Genomic DNA, 15234 nt, shown 5'->3' with positions numbered 1-15234 from the left:
TATATTTTTACAATAGTTTGCATACGATACAGCATCTAAAAAAACTAGACGTGCCGGGTGAAGTGGGCTTGATGGCATACGAGGAGGCTGTATTGATGCAAACAAACATTGTCATTGGCGCTTATCGATTTGTGGGATTCTATGTGACTCAATATTTTTTGAACCAAGGGAAAGAAGTAATCGGAATCGATTGGGCTGATTCCGAAGCAAGTCAATATATTAAGGAAGAAAAGGAACTTGAAATAGGCAGGAATTCAAATTATCTATACTTTCCGATAAACAAACTTAAATTATTGGATATTTCACAGCAGGACACGGTGTTCATATCTTGTTACGATATTCAAAGCGGAAAAATGGACAAAATCGATTTTGTAATAGGAGAGATCGTATCCTTCATCGAGAAATGCAAAAAAAATGGCAAGAATGAAACGCCAAATTTCGTACTTTTCATGCCCATTGAAAAAGATGTCGGTATATTTCAGTCGATATTAAGCTCGATTCGTGAAATGGATTCTGCAAAAATCATATTTTTACCGACGATTTATGGACCTTGGCAATCGGAAGGCATGAGCTTTGAAGCTGGAATCAATCAGCTTGGACAGTCTAATATCAAAGCGGCAATTGCTGATGAATATACTGGAGATGCAATCTACATCACTGATTTTGTAAATGCTTTGGAAGCGGTGCTTACCACAAGTTCCGATAGGGACATCCAATTGTGCAGCAGTATTGATGATCATTGGGATAAATGTGCCAAGTTGATATTTGGTGAAAGGATGGATTCATTCACTTCCGAATCAACAACTAAAATCAATAAAGGAACAATATTTGAAGTGCAATGCAAAATGGAACCGGAAGAAGGCATTGCATTACAGAGAAAACATAATAAACGATTAAACTTACTTAAAACGTGGAGAAAGCGTGATTAACATTTTCGTTATTTGGGAAAGACAAAACTGTATATTTGCCTCTAATCTATATGTCTTGTACTATAATGTTCAAGGATAGGAATTAACATCAAAAGAAATTCATGATTTTATATGTACGCCCTTTACGAAAGGGTTCAGTGGAATTATGATAATATTGAGCTTATTTAGGCATCACAATGATCAATCGATGAATATTCAAAAGATAGGGGGAAATGCGAATGAGTTCAGATAAAACTCTTGAATTTATGGGAATCGCCATGAAATACTTCCCAGAGGCTAAAGCGAAGCTTGAAGCAAGCGGGATTCCATTCTCAATGGAGATGGCAGAGCCATTCATGGAGCTCTTTAAAAGCGTTATGCAAGAAGCTTATGAGCTTGGTAAACAAGATGCTCAGCGTTAATTAAAGGCAGGCTGTCCGGTAAAAGGGCAGCCTTAAATTTTATTATTCTTTTTTCAAGAACTTGGCGATCAATGGGCTCAGATTGATTTTATCAATGGTCGGTTTGTATTGACTGTATAAGCCCATCAAGGTCTCAACGCTCGCCATCAATTGCATGTAATCAACCTGCGCTTCCTCTTGCTCCGGTTCATTTTTCCTGCCAAACATCAAATTCGAAAAATGATCATCGGGTTTTCTCTCCCTGTTGCGATTGAAGATGTCCAAAATGAATTCCTCCTATTCTCCTTTTATTTATAATGTATGTCCCCAATTTCCCTTGGCATAGGCGCTTGTCCGACTTCCGAAAGAGATTTCTTTAGCTTTTCAAACTGTTAACTCTTGCAAGGAAGTCTTTTTTTATATAAAATTAGTACCAGGTAATAATAGATGATTATAATAACTCATTAAAATATAAGGGGATGGCAAGATGAATGCTGGAATACTAGGGCTTGGTCGCTACTTACCCGACAAAATCGTAACAAATGCGGACCTAGAGAAAATAATGGACACTTCTGATGAGTGGATTCGGACTAGGACGGGTATTGAGGAAAGAAGAATTGCCAATGATGATATTGATACATCTGACATGGCTTATGAAGCCGCAAAAGCTGCATTGAAAAATGCGGAAATTCTGGCTGAAGAGATAGATTTAATTCTTGTAGCCACTGTTACACCGGATCAGTCATTTCCTTCTGTCGCTTGCATGATTCAAGAGAAATTGGGAGCGATGAAGGCAGCTGCAATGGATGTAAGTGCTGCATGTGCCGGTTTTATGTACGCAATGATCACGGCACAGCAATTTATTAAGACAGGTGCATATAAGCATGTGCTGATTGTCGGTGTTGAAAAGCTTTCGAAAGTAACGAATTGGGAAGACCGCAATACTGCTGTACTTTTTGGTGACGGAGCTGGTGCAGTTGTACTTGGACCTGTATCTGAGGGAAAAGGAGTCCTTTCCTTTGAATTAGGCGCAGATGGAACCGGTGGGAAGCACTTATTACAGGAGGGAGATTTCATTCATATGAATGGACGTGAAGTATTTAAATTTGCTGTCCGTCAGATGGGTGAATCCAGCCTGGGTGTCTTGGACAAAGCTGGTTTGACGAAAGAAGATGTGGATCTGCTTGTCCCGCATCAAGCTAACATACGAATTATGGAAGCCTCAAGGGAACGCTTGGATCTCCCGCTTGAAAAAATGACAAAAACGATTCATAAATATGGAAATACTTCTTCAGCGTCCATTCCAATGGCCCTTGTGGAAGAAATGGAAGCAGGAAGAATCAAAGACAATGATTTAATCGTCATGGTCGGTTTTGGTGGTGGCCTTACATGGGGAGCGATCGCTCTTAGGTGGGGTAAATAAAAGAAGAAGCAAAACGTAAGAGCTTTAAAAATAGGAAGGAGCCATTTTTAAATGACTAATCGTCGTGTAGTTGTAACAGGTATTGGAGCAATCTCTCCAGTTGGTAATGATGCAGAAACTGGATGGAAAAATATAATCGAGGGGAAATCGGGGATAGGACCTTTAACTCGTTTGAATGCTGAAGAATATCCCGTAAAAGTGGCTGCTGAAATCAAGGATTTTGATATAGAAACATATATAAATCGTAAAGAAGCACGCAAGATGGACCGTTTTACCCATTATGCAATTGCAGCTTCCGTTATGGCATATAATGATAGCAAGCTGGAAATAACCGATGAAAATGCTGCACGTGTCGGAGTTTGGATCGGTTCGGGTATCGGCGGGCTGGAAACACTTGAGACACAGCATGAAAACTTTTTAAACAGAGGATATAAACGTGTAAGCCCATTTTTCGTACCAATGATGATTCCGGACATGGCAGCTGGCCAGGTTTCTATCTTACTGGGTGCAAAAGGAATCAATTCTTGTACGGTAACGGCCTGTGCAACAGGAACTAATTCAATTGGTGATGCGTTTAAAGCCATTCAACGGGGCGATGCCGATGTGATGATTACAGGCGGGGCCGAAGCGCCAATCACAAAAATGTCGGTTGCAGGCTTCTGTGCAAATACGGCTTTATCGACAAACCCTGATCCACAAACGGCTAGCCGTCCTTTTGATCTTAACCGTGATGGTTTCGTAATAGGCGAAGGAGCTGGAATCATCGTTCTGGAAGATCTTGAACATGCATTGAATAGAGGAGCCAAGATTTATGCTGAAATAGCTGGTTATGGCTCAACTGGAGATGCCTTCCATATTACCGCTCCGGCACCAGGTGGAGAAGGCGGGGCAAGAGCGATGAAAATTGCAATCGAGGATGCAGGTTTGAATCCTGAAGACATCCAATATGTGAATGCCCACGGAACGAGTACGCCTTACAATGACAAATACGAGACGATGGCAGTCAAAGAAGTCTTTGGCGACCATGCTAATAAACTTGCAATAAGTTCCACTAAATCGATGACAGGCCATATGTTAGGGGCAGCAGGCGGTGTGGAAGCGATTTTCACGATTCAGGCAATCAGGGACAGCATTTTGCCTCCAACCATCAATATTGAAACACCAGACCCTGAGTGTGATTTGGACTATGTCCCGAATCAAGCAAGGAAGGGCGAAATCAATGCAGCCATCAGCAATTCACTTGGATTCGGTGGACATAACGCAACTATTCTTTTCAAAAAATATCAATAAGTTCGAAGGAAGAGCAGATCTTAGGGATCTGCTCTTTTTATGTTGAAGGGAAAATTGCAATTACAAGGAATTAAAATGTGTCAACCGCCTTCTTTAAATCATACGATAGTCAATAGAAGCGGAGGTGTATGGGAAATGGGAGTCATTTCAACCAATGAATGGATGAAGAAGGATTTCAACCGCCCGGTCCGGATGATGGAGAGAGTTAAAGGTACATTCAATAATACCCTTGATGCGGACATGATTTATCATCATTTATTGAAGCATGGCATGTATTCGCCGAATCAAAAAACAAAACAAACATGGGAAGACTTAAACGAAAATAATGTCTGGGAGAAAACACAAAGGTTGTTTACAGCTTATAAGAAGCTATGGGGTGGGCCTGATGTTCCCATATATATTTTTCCGCTCATGTCTTCAGGGATATGGAATAAAAAAATGGAAACGAAGTCAGGGTTGGCATTTGAAGATAAACTATTCCTTTTTTACGGCAAGGGGATAGCCGAAAAGGAAATGGAGGCGCTGTTGATTCATGAATATCATCATGTTTGCCGTCTGCATCATTTGAAAAAGGACCAAAAAGAATTCACTCTCCTGGATACGATGATCATGGAAGGACTGGCGGAAAGAACGGTGGGGAAATACTTAGGAACAAAATTTTTAGCTAAATGGACTAAGTTATATCAGGAAGATAAACTAAGAGAATTTTGGAGTAAGCATTTAGAGGAAAAGCACACGATAAAACGTACAGATCCCCTTCATGATGCACTTCTGCTCGGGACGAAAGGATACCCATATATGCTTGGATACTGTAGTGGCTATTACCTGGTGAAAAATTCTGAGAAACTCTCTGTGAAAAAATCGTTCATTATTCAATCTGAAGAATTCCTATCTAAAAAGAGTTAAATATATACGTTCTTTTTTTCTTAATCTGTTTTCTAGAATAGGAATAAATTGTATGGTTCCTGCCTATACTGATTGACAAACAGAAATTTGTTTAAGTGAGGGATGAATGATGCTATATCTTCATGATGTATGGGTTAACTGGTTTGAAGGAGAAGAAAACGGCTATAATATTTGTCATTTTCATGAATGGAGGAAGGATGACGGGATCGAACTACTAGATCAAGTTCCTTTGTTGAAAGTGTCATCAACATTGTTCCACTACATAGAAAACGACTTGTCAGAATTACCTAAGCCACTGCTGAATGATGTATATCAAAAAGCATATGCAAGGAAAAATCATGAACGAATTCAGCTCGACTATTGTTTTATCGTGACGGACGGAAATGGAATCTTAGCTGTAGATACGATAGGGTATCATATTCCGATTAGGAAAAGCAGAATAATTCCCCGGCAGGAACAAATTGTTTATGACATGATAGAAAACCATGATGAGATGGATTACACCTTTACTGAAAAACCTACATCTGAGAAAGAATATCATATTTTGTCGCCGTCTCCCTTATTCATGAACGGTTTGACAAGAAAAGAAAGACAGCTTAAGCAATTGCTATTCATGGCCATGGACCAATTATTCACGGCGAAAAACACGGCTGAAATCCGCTATTGGTATACAGAATGGGCTCCTGAGAAATATGAAAGCATTCAAGAAATGGATTTTCAGATAGCTTGGCTTGAATTATATGAAGAAATGAAGGAAGGCTGGTCAGAGAAGCACCTTCAGCTTTGTGAAAACCTTGTGAAGGGGCAGCCTTTCTTTGAAAAGCTGTGGCAAGTGGAGGCTGGCGATAGCCCATCAATATTATAAAAAAAGACGATCCTTAACGGATCGTCTTTTTTTTATCTCTTTCTGCCAAGTCCCATGCCATTATACATTTTTCTGATCATTTTATTGGCTTCCATGTTCGCCTTTTCTGCACCGCGGTCCAGAATTTCATCCAATTCAGGCGAATCGATCAATTCATTATAGCGTTCCTGAATTGGCAGGATTTCTCCAAGAACCACCTCAGCCAAATCACTTTTAAAGTCACCATAACCTTTGCCCTCATACATCTCTTCAATTTCCGAATAGGTTTTTCCACTGAAGATCGAGTATATGGACATAAGGTTGGAAACACCCGCTTTGTTTTCCTTATCGTAACGGACAATTCCTTCCGAATCGGTAACTGCGCTCTTGATGTTTTTTTCGATTTGCTTCGGATTATCCAATAAGGCAATCGTTGCCTTTTTATTAGGATCGGATTTGCTCATTTTCTTGGTTGGTTCCTGAAGGGACATGATACGGGCCCCTTCTGTAGGGAGGCTGATTTCTGGGATTTTAAATATATCATTATGCTTTTTATTGAACCGTTCAGCCAAATCGCGTGTCAATTCAAGATGCTGTTTTTGATCTTCCCCGACAGGAACTACATCTGTACTATAAAGGAGGATATCGGCAGCCATCAACGGAGGGTAAGTAAGCAGTGCTGCGGATACCCCTTCTTTGCCAGCGGATTTGTCTTTAAATTGCGTCATTCTCTCAAGTTCCCCAATATAGGATATACTCTGTAAAATCCAGCCTGCCTGGGCATGTGCTGGTACTTCTGATTGAATGAAGATGGTATTCTTTTCAGGATCCAGGCCAATAGCCAAATATAAAGCGGCCAATGTTTTAATGTTTTTCCTTAACTTAATGCGATCCTGTGGTACTGTAATTGCATGCTGGTCAACAATACAAAAGAAACAATCATATTCATTTTGTAAGTTAACGAATTGTTTCATTGCTCCGATGTAATTTCCTAAAGTAACGGAACCGGATGGCTGAATGCCGGAGAAAATCCTTTTCAACTGCTAGTCACTCCTCTAAATGCGTTTATTGATAAATGGATATTCGCTCTTCATTATTGTAAGGATAAATAGAAAATGAATCCACTTTCTTTGAAAGAAATGTGCATATACCATTGATGGGAAATGCTCATTTAAATCTTGTGGAGGGCCGTTTTGTCCTGTATCGATGCCATTTTTGAGAATACGAAATGTCCACTATACTGTATTTTAGCATTTATTCATATTAAATGTATAATTGAAACGGCAAACAAGCCAATAGAACGGATTTTTCGCTTCTTTTTTTGAATATGGAAGAAATGAAGGGTTCAAGGAAAATCAATCCGTTTAACATATTTCCCAATGAGCAGACCATTTTAGGGAAGAATACTCACAAGGGAATACAGGTTTGTTAAACGTATTCTTATTTCTAAGTCAGTTTTTTTAATTATTTATAATATATAGGAGTAAAGTTAATTGTTTGTGGTATTAAAGAAAGGGGTTTATTATATTTGTTGAATATTGATGACTGATGGCGAATGAGGTGGAGAAAATGAAACCAATGTGTAAATGGTTGATGACAGGAATGTGTATATTCCTGATTCAACAGCCAGTTCATGCACAAGGCATGAACGAAACCAGGCAGGTAGCATTAGAAAATAAAGAATTGCCTGCGAGCGTACCGCGTTTTGTTTTTGATTCGGGGTTGAAATTCGACTATCCGGATGCTGTGCGCGGAATATATGTGACAGGGCCTGCAGCGGGCGGCAATAAATTGAATGAACTTATTAAATATGTAGATGAAACCGACTTGAATGCGATGGTCATTGACATTAAGGATGACAAGGGGAACGTAACGTTTAAAACCGAAGATCCGGATTCTCCATATGCTGGGATTGGTAAAGACTACATAAAAAATCCAAAGGCAATGCTGAAAAAATTGGAGAATAAACAAATTTACCCGATTGCAAGGGTAGTCGTCTTTAAAGACTCACTTTTGGCCAAAGAGAAGCCCGAATTATCATTTTTAGATGGCGAAAATGTATGGAAAAATGGTCGAGGGGAAGCCTTCGTTAACCCATTTTTAAAAGAGGTGTGGGATTATAATGTCGGTATTGCCATTGAAGCGGCAAAGATGGGTTTTAAGGAAATTCAATTTGACTATGTCCGTTTTCCCGAAGGATTCGAAAATAAAGAAGATGATTTGAAATATGACGTCGGTGAATATGATGAAGCGAAAGTGAGTCATACAGCCAAAAGGGTTCAGGCAGTGACAGATTTCGTAAGTTATGCGAGGAAACAGCTGGAGCCATATGATGTGGAAGTATCGGTGGATATTTTTGGATATGCAGCTACATTGCCTGAGGCTCCCGGAATAGGGCAAAACTTCACAAAAATCTCTGAGAATGTCGATGTCATTTCCTCGATGATCTATCCGAGTCACTGGACATCTTATTTTGGTATCGATAAACCTGATTTGGAGCCTTATAATCTCGTTAAGGAATATGCGAAATTGGAGAACGGGAAGCTGAAGGAATTAAAAACTCCACCTACTTCAAGACCTTGGCTACAAGATTTTACTGCCTCATATTTAGGTGAAGGGAATTACCAAAGGTATGGAAAGGAAGAAGTGGAAGCCCAAATAAAAGCATTGAATGATAATGGTATTGATGAATACTTATTATGGAATGCAGCAAATCGATATACAAAGGGAGTAGACTATACCCCATGAAAAAAAGGATGACCTTGGAAGAGCCTTCCGGTCATCCAATTTCTCTCTGAATTACCGCTTTTTATTCCCGCCAACTTTACTCCACCCTGACTGAATTCGTTTCGATTGATCGAAAATATGAGAGTGACGTTTCCCGCCAAACCATTTTTCGCCGATGCCATTCGTCACAACGCCATTCACAGCTGTAATGCCAATAACGCAAGCAGCGACTAATAAAAAGTCCAAAAAGTAACTGATCATCAAAACCCTCCTAATATTTTCAAGCTATTCAAGTTCCATTGTAGTGGATAAGAAAAAATCTGGAAAGTATAATCTAGCAAATGAGGAGATTAAATTATGAATTGGTACGATAAGTTGAACCAGTATTTCCCTATTGAAGAAATGAAGTCCAAAGAACATATAGAAGTTCTTTTAGAAGATAAGCAGGAAATATATAAAAAGGATGAAGGTCCCGACCATGTTTTATTGTATGTGGAGGGAGAAGAGTTTATATTCGTTGATTACCTTTTTGTATCAAAGAATTCAAGGGGGCAGGGACTAGGAAGGAAATTAATTCAAAAACTGCAAAAAAAGCAGAAAACGATCTTGCTGGAAGTAGAACCAGTACAAGAAAATGATGACGATTCATTTAAAAGGCTGAAATTTTATAAAAGGGAAGGATTCCAGCATGCCTCTTCAATTTCCTACAGCAGAAAATCCCTTGCCACTAAGGAGAATACGCCTATGGAAATCCTATATTGGCCAGCAAATCCATCAGTTGATGAAGAAGACGTATTTGACTTCATGAAAGAGATTTATTCTGAAATCCATACTTACAAAGATGATGACCTATATGGGAAATCTTATCAAGATGTAGAGGATGTACTAAGCTTGAATGCAAGTCAGGAAACGGATATTTTTAAAGAGATGGAAATTTAAGAAAAAAAGGGGCCCGGCGTTTAACCGGCCCTTTTTAGTTTGTCGAAAAAAGTACGGTGTAGGTCGAATAAAGTGTGGTGTAGGTCGGAAAAATTCGTGAACGGACGAATAAAGTGCGGTGTAGGTCGAATAAAGTAGGGTGTAGGTCGAATAAAGTGCGGTGTAGGTCGAATAAAGTGCGGTGCAGGTCGAATAAGGTACGGTGTAGGTCGAAAAAAGTGCGGTGGATCGAAAAAATTCGTGAACGGTCGAATAAAGTGCGGTGTAGGTCGAATAAAGTACGGTGTGGGTCGAATAAAGTGCGGTGTAGGTCGAATAAGGTACGTTGTGGGTCGAATAAAGTGCGGTATAGGAAGAAAAAACTGCGGGAAAGGCTGAAAAAATAGCTCCGTACGTCGAAAAAGTACAGTAAGGGCCGAAAAAAGTGTTCAAGAAATTTGTCCATAAAGGAGGTTTGGAATGTTCTCAGCCCAACCACGATATGTTATAAGTTCATGGCTTTTTACTGTTCTATGAAAAACCTCAATGGATTGAAGAAAAGTGCGACACTCCTGCAGAAAAACTGGCTAGTGGAGACCACGGAGGCAGCGTGTTTTTGATGGGGCTTGGCAAGGCAGTCGGCGGAAAGGGAGCGGGTTATTGAAAATAATTATCATGTTTTTCGACTCCAGGCAAACTGTATTTTTTTTCTTATTGTGCATTTATTGCGGGCAAATGAATATCTATAATTTCTTGGATGGTAGATTACTCACTTATCGCTGATTTTTTCGAATTACTTTTTTACTTTTGGAAATATATGTGCTAAAAGAATGGTTTTTCATGTGAAAGAAGGAATTTGCTTTTTATTAAAGAAAATATATTAACATGTTCTTGTTTATTGACAAAGATGGGGGGTAAATAAAAGTAAGAGTTAATAAAAAAATCATGAGGGCCGAATTGAGAGTTAACTGAGAATGGTAGGTAGGTATTTTCAATTAGAAAAAGCGGTTTTAATGTATTACATAAAAAACAGAAAAAGCTATAGTACAGGCTAAACTAGAAGTTTATAAGGATTTTTCCAAATATCAAAAAGGGTATTCATTTTAAATAATTTAGTGTATAATAAAGAAAATGAATTACTTATTTAAAATTATTTCAAATTAGAGTGGTACTTATGAATACTAATAGTAGATTTCCCCTCATAGATCACCGATTCTATATTTAGGGAGTGTGAGTAAACATGGTAACATTATATACATCACCTAGTTGTACTTCATGCAGGAAAGCAAAAGCATGGTTAGAGGAACATGAGATTGGTTATAAAGAAAGAAACATTTTTTCAGAACCGTTAACGATTGATGAGATTAAAGAAATTCTTCGAATGACTGAAGATGGAACCGATGAAATCATTTCAACACGGTCAAAAACTTTCCAAAAGTTAAACGTAAATTTAGAGAGCCTGCCTCTTCAAGAATTATATAAATTGATCAAGGAAAATCCAGGTCTGTTAAGACGTCCGATTATCCTTGACGAGAAACGGCTTCAAGTTGGTTATAACGAAGATGAGATAAGACGCTTTTTACCACGTAAAGTTCGTACCTTCCAGCTACGGGAAGCACAACGTATGGTCAACTAATAAGGTCTTTCAAGCTCTGCCAGGAAATGTGCAGGGCTTTTTCTTTATACATAATCGTTTTTTCGCTGATTTTTTTTACTTAATGACGGGTATCATAACAGGATTCATAGGCGACACCAAATTTTTCGGATTTGCAGCATGTCCCTTGAACCGGTCATCATTTAAAGAAAAAGTAAGAATGCACCTCATCATGCCGTGTATATAATAAGGCATTAATGGCAGTAAGTTTAAAATTGAAGAAAGCATTATGATAGTTGCATGCGGATGAATTTTTTTATAGAATGAATGGAATATTAGGCAAACAATTGTTTTTTAGATATGTAATGTTTTTTATTTCCCTTCTTCAAGGTTTTGTCATAAAATGATGTAAAATAGTCTGTTTTAATGACTATCATGATTTACAGTATTCACTTACGGGTAAAGAGCTTTTAAGAGCAATTTTCGCTTGGGGGTTATTATCCCTTCAAAATGAGAAAGGAAGGGAGAGGGGAATCATGGAAATCGAACGCATTAATGACGATACAGTTAAATTTTATATTTCCTATATAGATATTGAGGAAAGAGGCTTTGATCGCGAAGAAATTTGGTACAGCCGCGAGCGAAGTGAGGAACTTTTTTGGGAAATGATGGATGAAGTGCATCAAGAAGAAGAATTCATGATTGAAGGACCTTTATGGATTCAAGTTCAAGCCCTTGAAAAAGGCTTGGAAGTTTTGGTCACAAAAGCCCAGCTTGCCAAAGATGGTCAGAAGCTCGAGCTGCCTCTTTCAGATGATAAGTTAAGGGATTTGAATGTATCAGACAAGATGGATACGCTTCTTGATCAACATTTTCATGGGAAAGATGAAGAAAGCGGTATGACATTTGAAGATGGTATGATTGAATTCATCACGACTTTCGAGGATTTTGAAGATGTCATTTCATTAAGCAAGCGTCATGGCTTGGATGACTGGACGACAAAACTTTATGTTTATCAGAATAAATATTATCTTTATATCGAATTTTCCGAGGCTGAGATTGATGAGGAAGAAATCGATAATGTTCTAAGTCTTTTATTGGAATATAGTCAGGAGTCACCTATAACGGTGCACATGCTTGAAGAGTACGGGAAGATAGTTATCGAAAATGATGTATTCACAACGGTCGATAAATATTTCGCATAGACTGTTGAGGCCGATTTCAGTAGAAATCGGCCTTTTCGTCCAAGAATGAGTGCTTTACGGTTTATCATGTGCCTGTGTTTGTTAATTGGAGGTAGTCTAGGTGAAGAATATAGTTGGCATTGGTCTGCTTATTCTCTTGTTGGTCGGCTCTTGGTATTTTCTAATAAATGGCGTCGATGGCAGGGTGATTTTTTATTCCAGCCTTATATTGACCCTTTTCTTGGTGATAATTGGATTCAACATTTTCCTGGAAAACAGAGATCCGATTGAGACCATAACATGGCTGGTTATTTTTGGCGCTTTCCCATTCATCGGTTTCATTTTTTACTTTTTGTTTGGCCGTAATTTTCGGAAAGAAAGGATATTTCGCAAGAAGTACTTTTTGGATAAACAGAGTTTCGTGAAAATAAGCGGCGGGGCCGAGTATAATGACCGAATGATGGAAATGGGCGATACCCCTCAGCAGTTAATCACTCTTGCAAATAGGCTGGGGAATAGCCCTATTTCATTTACGACTGAAACCCGGGTTTTAAGGAATGGTGATGAGACATTTTCCAATATCATCGAAGAATTAAAAAAAGCCACACATCATATTCATTTAGAATATTATATTGTTAGGGATGACCGTATTGGCGGTTTGCTGAAGGACATCTTGATTCAAAAAGTAAAAGAAGGGGTAGAGGTCCGATTTCTCTTTGATGCGGTTGGTTCCTGGAAGTTAGCTCGTTCATATATCGATGAACTGAGGAGTGCGGGAGTTGAAATGGTTGCTTTTGGTCCGTTGCATCTCCCTTTATTAAATAATACATTCAACTTTCGCAACCATCGTAAAATAATTGTGATAGATGGCTCTGTCGGTTTCATAGGCGGCCTCAATATTGGGGATGAATATTTGGGACAAGATCAGAAATTCGGTTCTTGGCGGGATACGCATCTTATCATAAAGGGGGAAGCGGTCAGGACTTTACAGCTCATATTTCTGCAGGATTGGTATTATACCACCAATAATAGTTTTTTAAGTGATGAATATCTCATGGCTAGCCTGCCGAACCACCATGGACATGGCGGAGTTCAATTGATTGGCGGCGGGCCGGATAGTGAGTGGACGATCATTAAAAGTATTTTTTTTAAAATGATCGCTTCGGCAGAAAAGTCCGTCTGGATTGCATCTCCGTATTTCGTTCCTGATGACGATATCTTTCAAGCGTTGAAGGTAGCTGCTTTAAGTGGTTTGGATGTCAGGCTGCTCGTACCGAAGAACCCCGATAAACGTATCGTATTTCATGCTTCGAGAACTTATTTTCCCGAATTGCTCGCTTCCGGAGTTCGTATATTCCAATATAATGAGGGCTTCATGCATAGTAAAATCATCATCGTTGATGACCAACTGGCGTCGATTGGGACAACCAATATGGATATGAGAAGCTTTCACCTGAATTTCGAAGTCAATGCTTTCCTCTACAGGACGGAAAGTACTCGGCAGCTGGTGAATGATTTTTTGGAAGATATAAAGGTATCTCAAGAAGTGGAGATTGGTGCCTTTTCTAAACGAAATTTCGGTTTGAAAATATTGGAGTCCACATGTCGATTGCTATCACCCCTTCTTTAGATAGTAACTTTCCTTTATGCCGATCAGGCATTTTTTTTTTTTGCGATTAAAAGGAATCCTAAGTGAAGCAGGCGAATGTAGTGGATGAGGAGGAGATGTATGCTAACTGCGATAAAGAAAGATGGAACTTGGATTACCCTTCCTGAAAAGATACCGGCAAACGAGATTGATGAATGGAGAAAGTCAGCAGATTATTACTGTCCATGCTGCAAGATGGAAATGACCATCAAAGCGGGAAACGTCAGGATCCCTCATTTCGCACATAAAAATAGTTCTTCATGCCGTGCTACTTCAGAACCGGAATCCGCGTATCATTTAATGGGAAAAAGAAAATTGTTTCAGTGGTTATTGTCACATGGTTACCAAGTGGATTTAGAAGCCTACCTTCCTGAAATTAAGAAAAGGGCTGATATTTTAGCTGTGATAGGAGGCAATCGCTATGCAATAGAATTTCAATGCTCAGTTATCCCCGAGGTGGAATTCATGGAAAGGACAAGAGCCTACCAAAGCATAGGCATCAAGCCAATCTGGATCCTCGCTGCAAAACGCTTAAAAAGGAAAAGCTTGTATGAATTCAGTTTAACCCGCTTCCAATGGCTCTTCGTCACCGGCAGCTTCCATCATCCGTTTCTTTGGATGTATTGCCCGGAAACTGATCATTTATCAGTATTGAAGAACCTCACTCCGTTTACCTCTAGAACCGTCTTTGCCGAATTGACAACAGCTTCTTTAAAGCTCCTTCCCCCTAGTCGGGCATTGCCCCAAAATTGCTTTGGTTTCCCTTTTCTGCCTGCATGGAGATATAAACGAAATGGCTGGTCCCTGCATCGAGTGAAGACAGCACGCAGATGCGATCCTTTTTTCGAAGAGCTTTATTCACATCATATTACACCTGCGACACTTCCCATTGAAGTGGGTGTTCCCGTCAAAGGGATGCTGTTGATCGATACTGCCTCGATTGAATGGCAGGCATGGTTATACATGGATGTGTTTCAAGAGAAAAGAACAGGGGAAAAGATTTCTATGGCTGATATTATCTGCATTTTTAAAAAGCGCTTAAAAAAAGGGGAAATAAAGTTCAGACCGTTGCCATTGCTTCATGAAAAACCAATCGAATATCCTGTAGGTCAATATATCATGCTTTTGGAGCAATTGGGTTATCTATCAAAGCCTGAAAAAGGGGTGTATAAAGTTGAAAGGGAATTTACCCTTGCCTTCACCAGTGATCAAGCCCGAATTTTGGAAAAAAATTTCTATGATAAGCATAAATTGATGATGGAAAAGGGGAATATCCAGTATAATCAGTGATAACATCTCTATTTATCTTGAATTCAGATGAAATGGCAGGATTATTTTTGTTAATGGAGAAATAGTAATAAGAGCTGGGAATTATAAGCTTTAAAAGGAAT

15 protein-coding genes are annotated in these 15234 nt (G+C 39.1%); 12 read left to right on the top strand and 3 right to left on the bottom strand.

Going from position 1 to position 15234, the window contains the following annotated elements:
* Positions 1-95: 95 nt before the first annotated feature.
* Both MPH60_RS16185 and MPH60_RS16180 read left to right on the top strand, forming a co-directional pair.
* Positions 96-929 carry a hypothetical protein gene (locus tag MPH60_RS16185; protein WP_241590617.1) on the top strand — a complete coding sequence of 278 codons (834 nt, stop codon included), beginning with the start codon at positions 96-98 and terminating at the stop codon, positions 927-929.
* 218 nt (positions 930-1147) lie between these two features.
* Entirely contained in the window at positions 1148-1330 is a 183-nt protein-coding gene (locus MPH60_RS16180; RefSeq protein WP_034314525.1) for a ComZ family protein, read from the top strand.
* Positions 1331-1372: 42 nt separating this feature from the next.
* Here the strand turns inward: MPH60_RS16180 and MPH60_RS16175 are convergent, their stop codons facing one another.
* Positions 1373-1594 (bottom strand): hypothetical protein, encoded by a 222-nt coding sequence (locus MPH60_RS16175; protein ID WP_241590616.1) that lies wholly within the window; start codon positions 1592-1594, stop codon positions 1373-1375.
* A gap of 202 nt (positions 1595-1796) precedes the next feature.
* Between MPH60_RS16175 and MPH60_RS16170 the strand changes: the two genes are divergently transcribed.
* The 4 genes from MPH60_RS16170 (at position 1797) to MPH60_RS16155 (ending at position 5793) form a co-directional block, all read left to right on the top strand.
* Complete coding sequence (locus MPH60_RS16170) at positions 1797-2732, top strand: beta-ketoacyl-ACP synthase III (RefSeq protein WP_241590615.1); 936 nt, start codon at positions 1797-1799, stop codon at positions 2730-2732.
* A gap of 51 nt (positions 2733-2783) precedes the next feature.
* Positions 2784-4022: a beta-ketoacyl-ACP synthase II gene (gene fabF, locus MPH60_RS16165; protein WP_048686925.1), complete on the top strand. Its 1239-nt coding sequence runs from the start codon at positions 2784-2786 to the stop codon at positions 4020-4022.
* 39 nt (positions 4023-4061) lie between these two features.
* Complete coding sequence (locus MPH60_RS16160; RefSeq protein WP_241590614.1) at positions 4062-4928, top strand: DUF2268 domain-containing protein; 867 nt, start codon at positions 4062-4064, stop codon at positions 4926-4928.
* A 109-nt stretch (positions 4929-5037) separates the two neighbouring features.
* Complete coding sequence (locus MPH60_RS16155; RefSeq protein ID WP_034314514.1) at positions 5038-5793, top strand: YjbA family protein; 756 nt, start codon at positions 5038-5040, stop codon at positions 5791-5793.
* A 32-nt stretch (positions 5794-5825) separates the two neighbouring features.
* Here the strand turns inward: MPH60_RS16155 and trpS are convergent, their stop codons facing one another.
* Entirely contained in the window at positions 5826-6812 is a 987-nt protein-coding gene (gene trpS, locus MPH60_RS16150) for a tryptophan--tRNA ligase (RefSeq protein ID WP_241590613.1), read from the bottom strand.
* A 562-nt stretch (positions 6813-7374) separates the two neighbouring features.
* Between trpS and MPH60_RS16145 the strand changes: the two genes are divergently transcribed.
* A complete protein-coding gene (locus tag MPH60_RS16145; RefSeq protein ID WP_241590736.1) occupies positions 7375-8520 on the top strand; it encodes a putative glycoside hydrolase in 1146 nt (381 codons plus the stop codon).
* Positions 8521-8571: 51 nt separating this feature from the next.
* Here the strand turns inward: MPH60_RS16145 and MPH60_RS16140 are convergent, their stop codons facing one another.
* Positions 8572-8760, bottom strand: coding sequence for an FAD:protein FMN transferase (locus MPH60_RS16140; RefSeq protein ID WP_241590612.1), 189 nt, complete (start codon positions 8758-8760; stop codon positions 8572-8574).
* 96 nt (positions 8761-8856) lie between these two features.
* On the opposite strand from MPH60_RS16140, the gene MPH60_RS16135 reads away from it, so the two are divergent.
* From MPH60_RS16135 to MPH60_RS16115, 5 genes are all read left to right on the top strand, one after another.
* A complete protein-coding gene (locus MPH60_RS16135) occupies positions 8857-9438 on the top strand; it encodes a GNAT family N-acetyltransferase (protein WP_241590611.1) in 582 nt (193 codons plus the stop codon).
* A 1219-nt stretch (positions 9439-10657) separates the two neighbouring features.
* Complete coding sequence (spxA, locus tag MPH60_RS16130) at positions 10658-11053, top strand: transcriptional regulator SpxA (RefSeq protein ID WP_034314502.1); 396 nt, start codon at positions 10658-10660, stop codon at positions 11051-11053.
* A gap of 494 nt (positions 11054-11547) precedes the next feature.
* Positions 11548-12216 carry an adaptor protein MecA gene (mecA, locus tag MPH60_RS16125; RefSeq protein ID WP_034314498.1) on the top strand — a complete coding sequence of 223 codons (669 nt, stop codon included), beginning with the start codon at positions 11548-11550 and terminating at the stop codon, positions 12214-12216.
* A 100-nt stretch (positions 12217-12316) separates the two neighbouring features.
* Positions 12317-13825, top strand: a complete 1509-nt coding sequence (cls, locus tag MPH60_RS16120; RefSeq protein ID WP_241590610.1) for a cardiolipin synthase — start codon at positions 12317-12319, stop codon at positions 13823-13825.
* Positions 13826-13924: 99 nt separating this feature from the next.
* On the top strand, positions 13925-15133 hold the full coding sequence (locus MPH60_RS16115) for a competence protein CoiA (protein ID WP_241590609.1): 1209 nt from the start codon (positions 13925-13927) through the stop codon (positions 15131-15133).
* Positions 15134-15234: the final 101 nt, after the last annotated feature.

This window comes from Peribacillus sp. Aquil_B1, assembly GCF_022603275.1.
GTDB lineage: Bacteria > Bacillota > Bacilli > Bacillales > DSM-1321 > Peribacillus.
The sequence above is the reverse complement of the archived record's forward strand: the minus strand, read 5'-3'. Positions and strand labels throughout refer to the sequence as shown.

What these genes read in the sequence shown, in the direction of transcription:
- MPH60_RS16160 (WP_241590614.1), top strand. Translation starts at nt 4,062, where the DNA reads ATGTTGAAGGGAAAATTGCAATTACAAGGAATTAAAATGTGTCAACCG.
- MPH60_RS16170 (WP_241590615.1), top strand. Translation starts at nt 1,797, where the DNA reads ATGAATGCTGGAATACTAGGGCTTGGTCGCTACTTACCCGACAAAATC.
- spxA (WP_034314502.1), top strand. Translation starts at nt 10,658, where the DNA reads ATGGTAACATTATATACATCACCTAGTTGTACTTCATGCAGGAAAGCA.
- MPH60_RS16145 (WP_241590736.1), top strand. Translation starts at nt 7,375, where the DNA reads ATGTGTATATTCCTGATTCAACAGCCAGTTCATGCACAAGGCATGAAC.
- MPH60_RS16155 (WP_034314514.1), top strand. Translation starts at nt 5,038, where the DNA reads ATGCTATATCTTCATGATGTATGGGTTAACTGGTTTGAAGGAGAAGAA.
- MPH60_RS16140 (WP_241590612.1), bottom strand. Translation starts at nt 8,760, where the DNA reads ATGATCAGTTACTTTTTGGACTTTTTATTAGTCGCTGCTTGCGTTATT.
- MPH60_RS16115 (WP_241590609.1), top strand. Translation starts at nt 13,925, where the DNA reads ATGCTAACTGCGATAAAGAAAGATGGAACTTGGATTACCCTTCCTGAA.
- MPH60_RS16180 (WP_034314525.1), top strand. Translation starts at nt 1,148, where the DNA reads ATGAGTTCAGATAAAACTCTTGAATTTATGGGAATCGCCATGAAATAC.
- MPH60_RS16135 (WP_241590611.1), top strand. Translation starts at nt 8,857, where the DNA reads ATGAATTGGTACGATAAGTTGAACCAGTATTTCCCTATTGAAGAAATG.
- mecA (WP_034314498.1), top strand. Translation starts at nt 11,548, where the DNA reads ATGGAAATCGAACGCATTAATGACGATACAGTTAAATTTTATATTTCC.
- MPH60_RS16185 (WP_241590617.1), top strand. Translation starts at nt 96, where the DNA reads ATGCAAACAAACATTGTCATTGGCGCTTATCGATTTGTGGGATTCTAT.
- fabF (WP_048686925.1), top strand. Translation starts at nt 2,784, where the DNA reads ATGACTAATCGTCGTGTAGTTGTAACAGGTATTGGAGCAATCTCTCCA.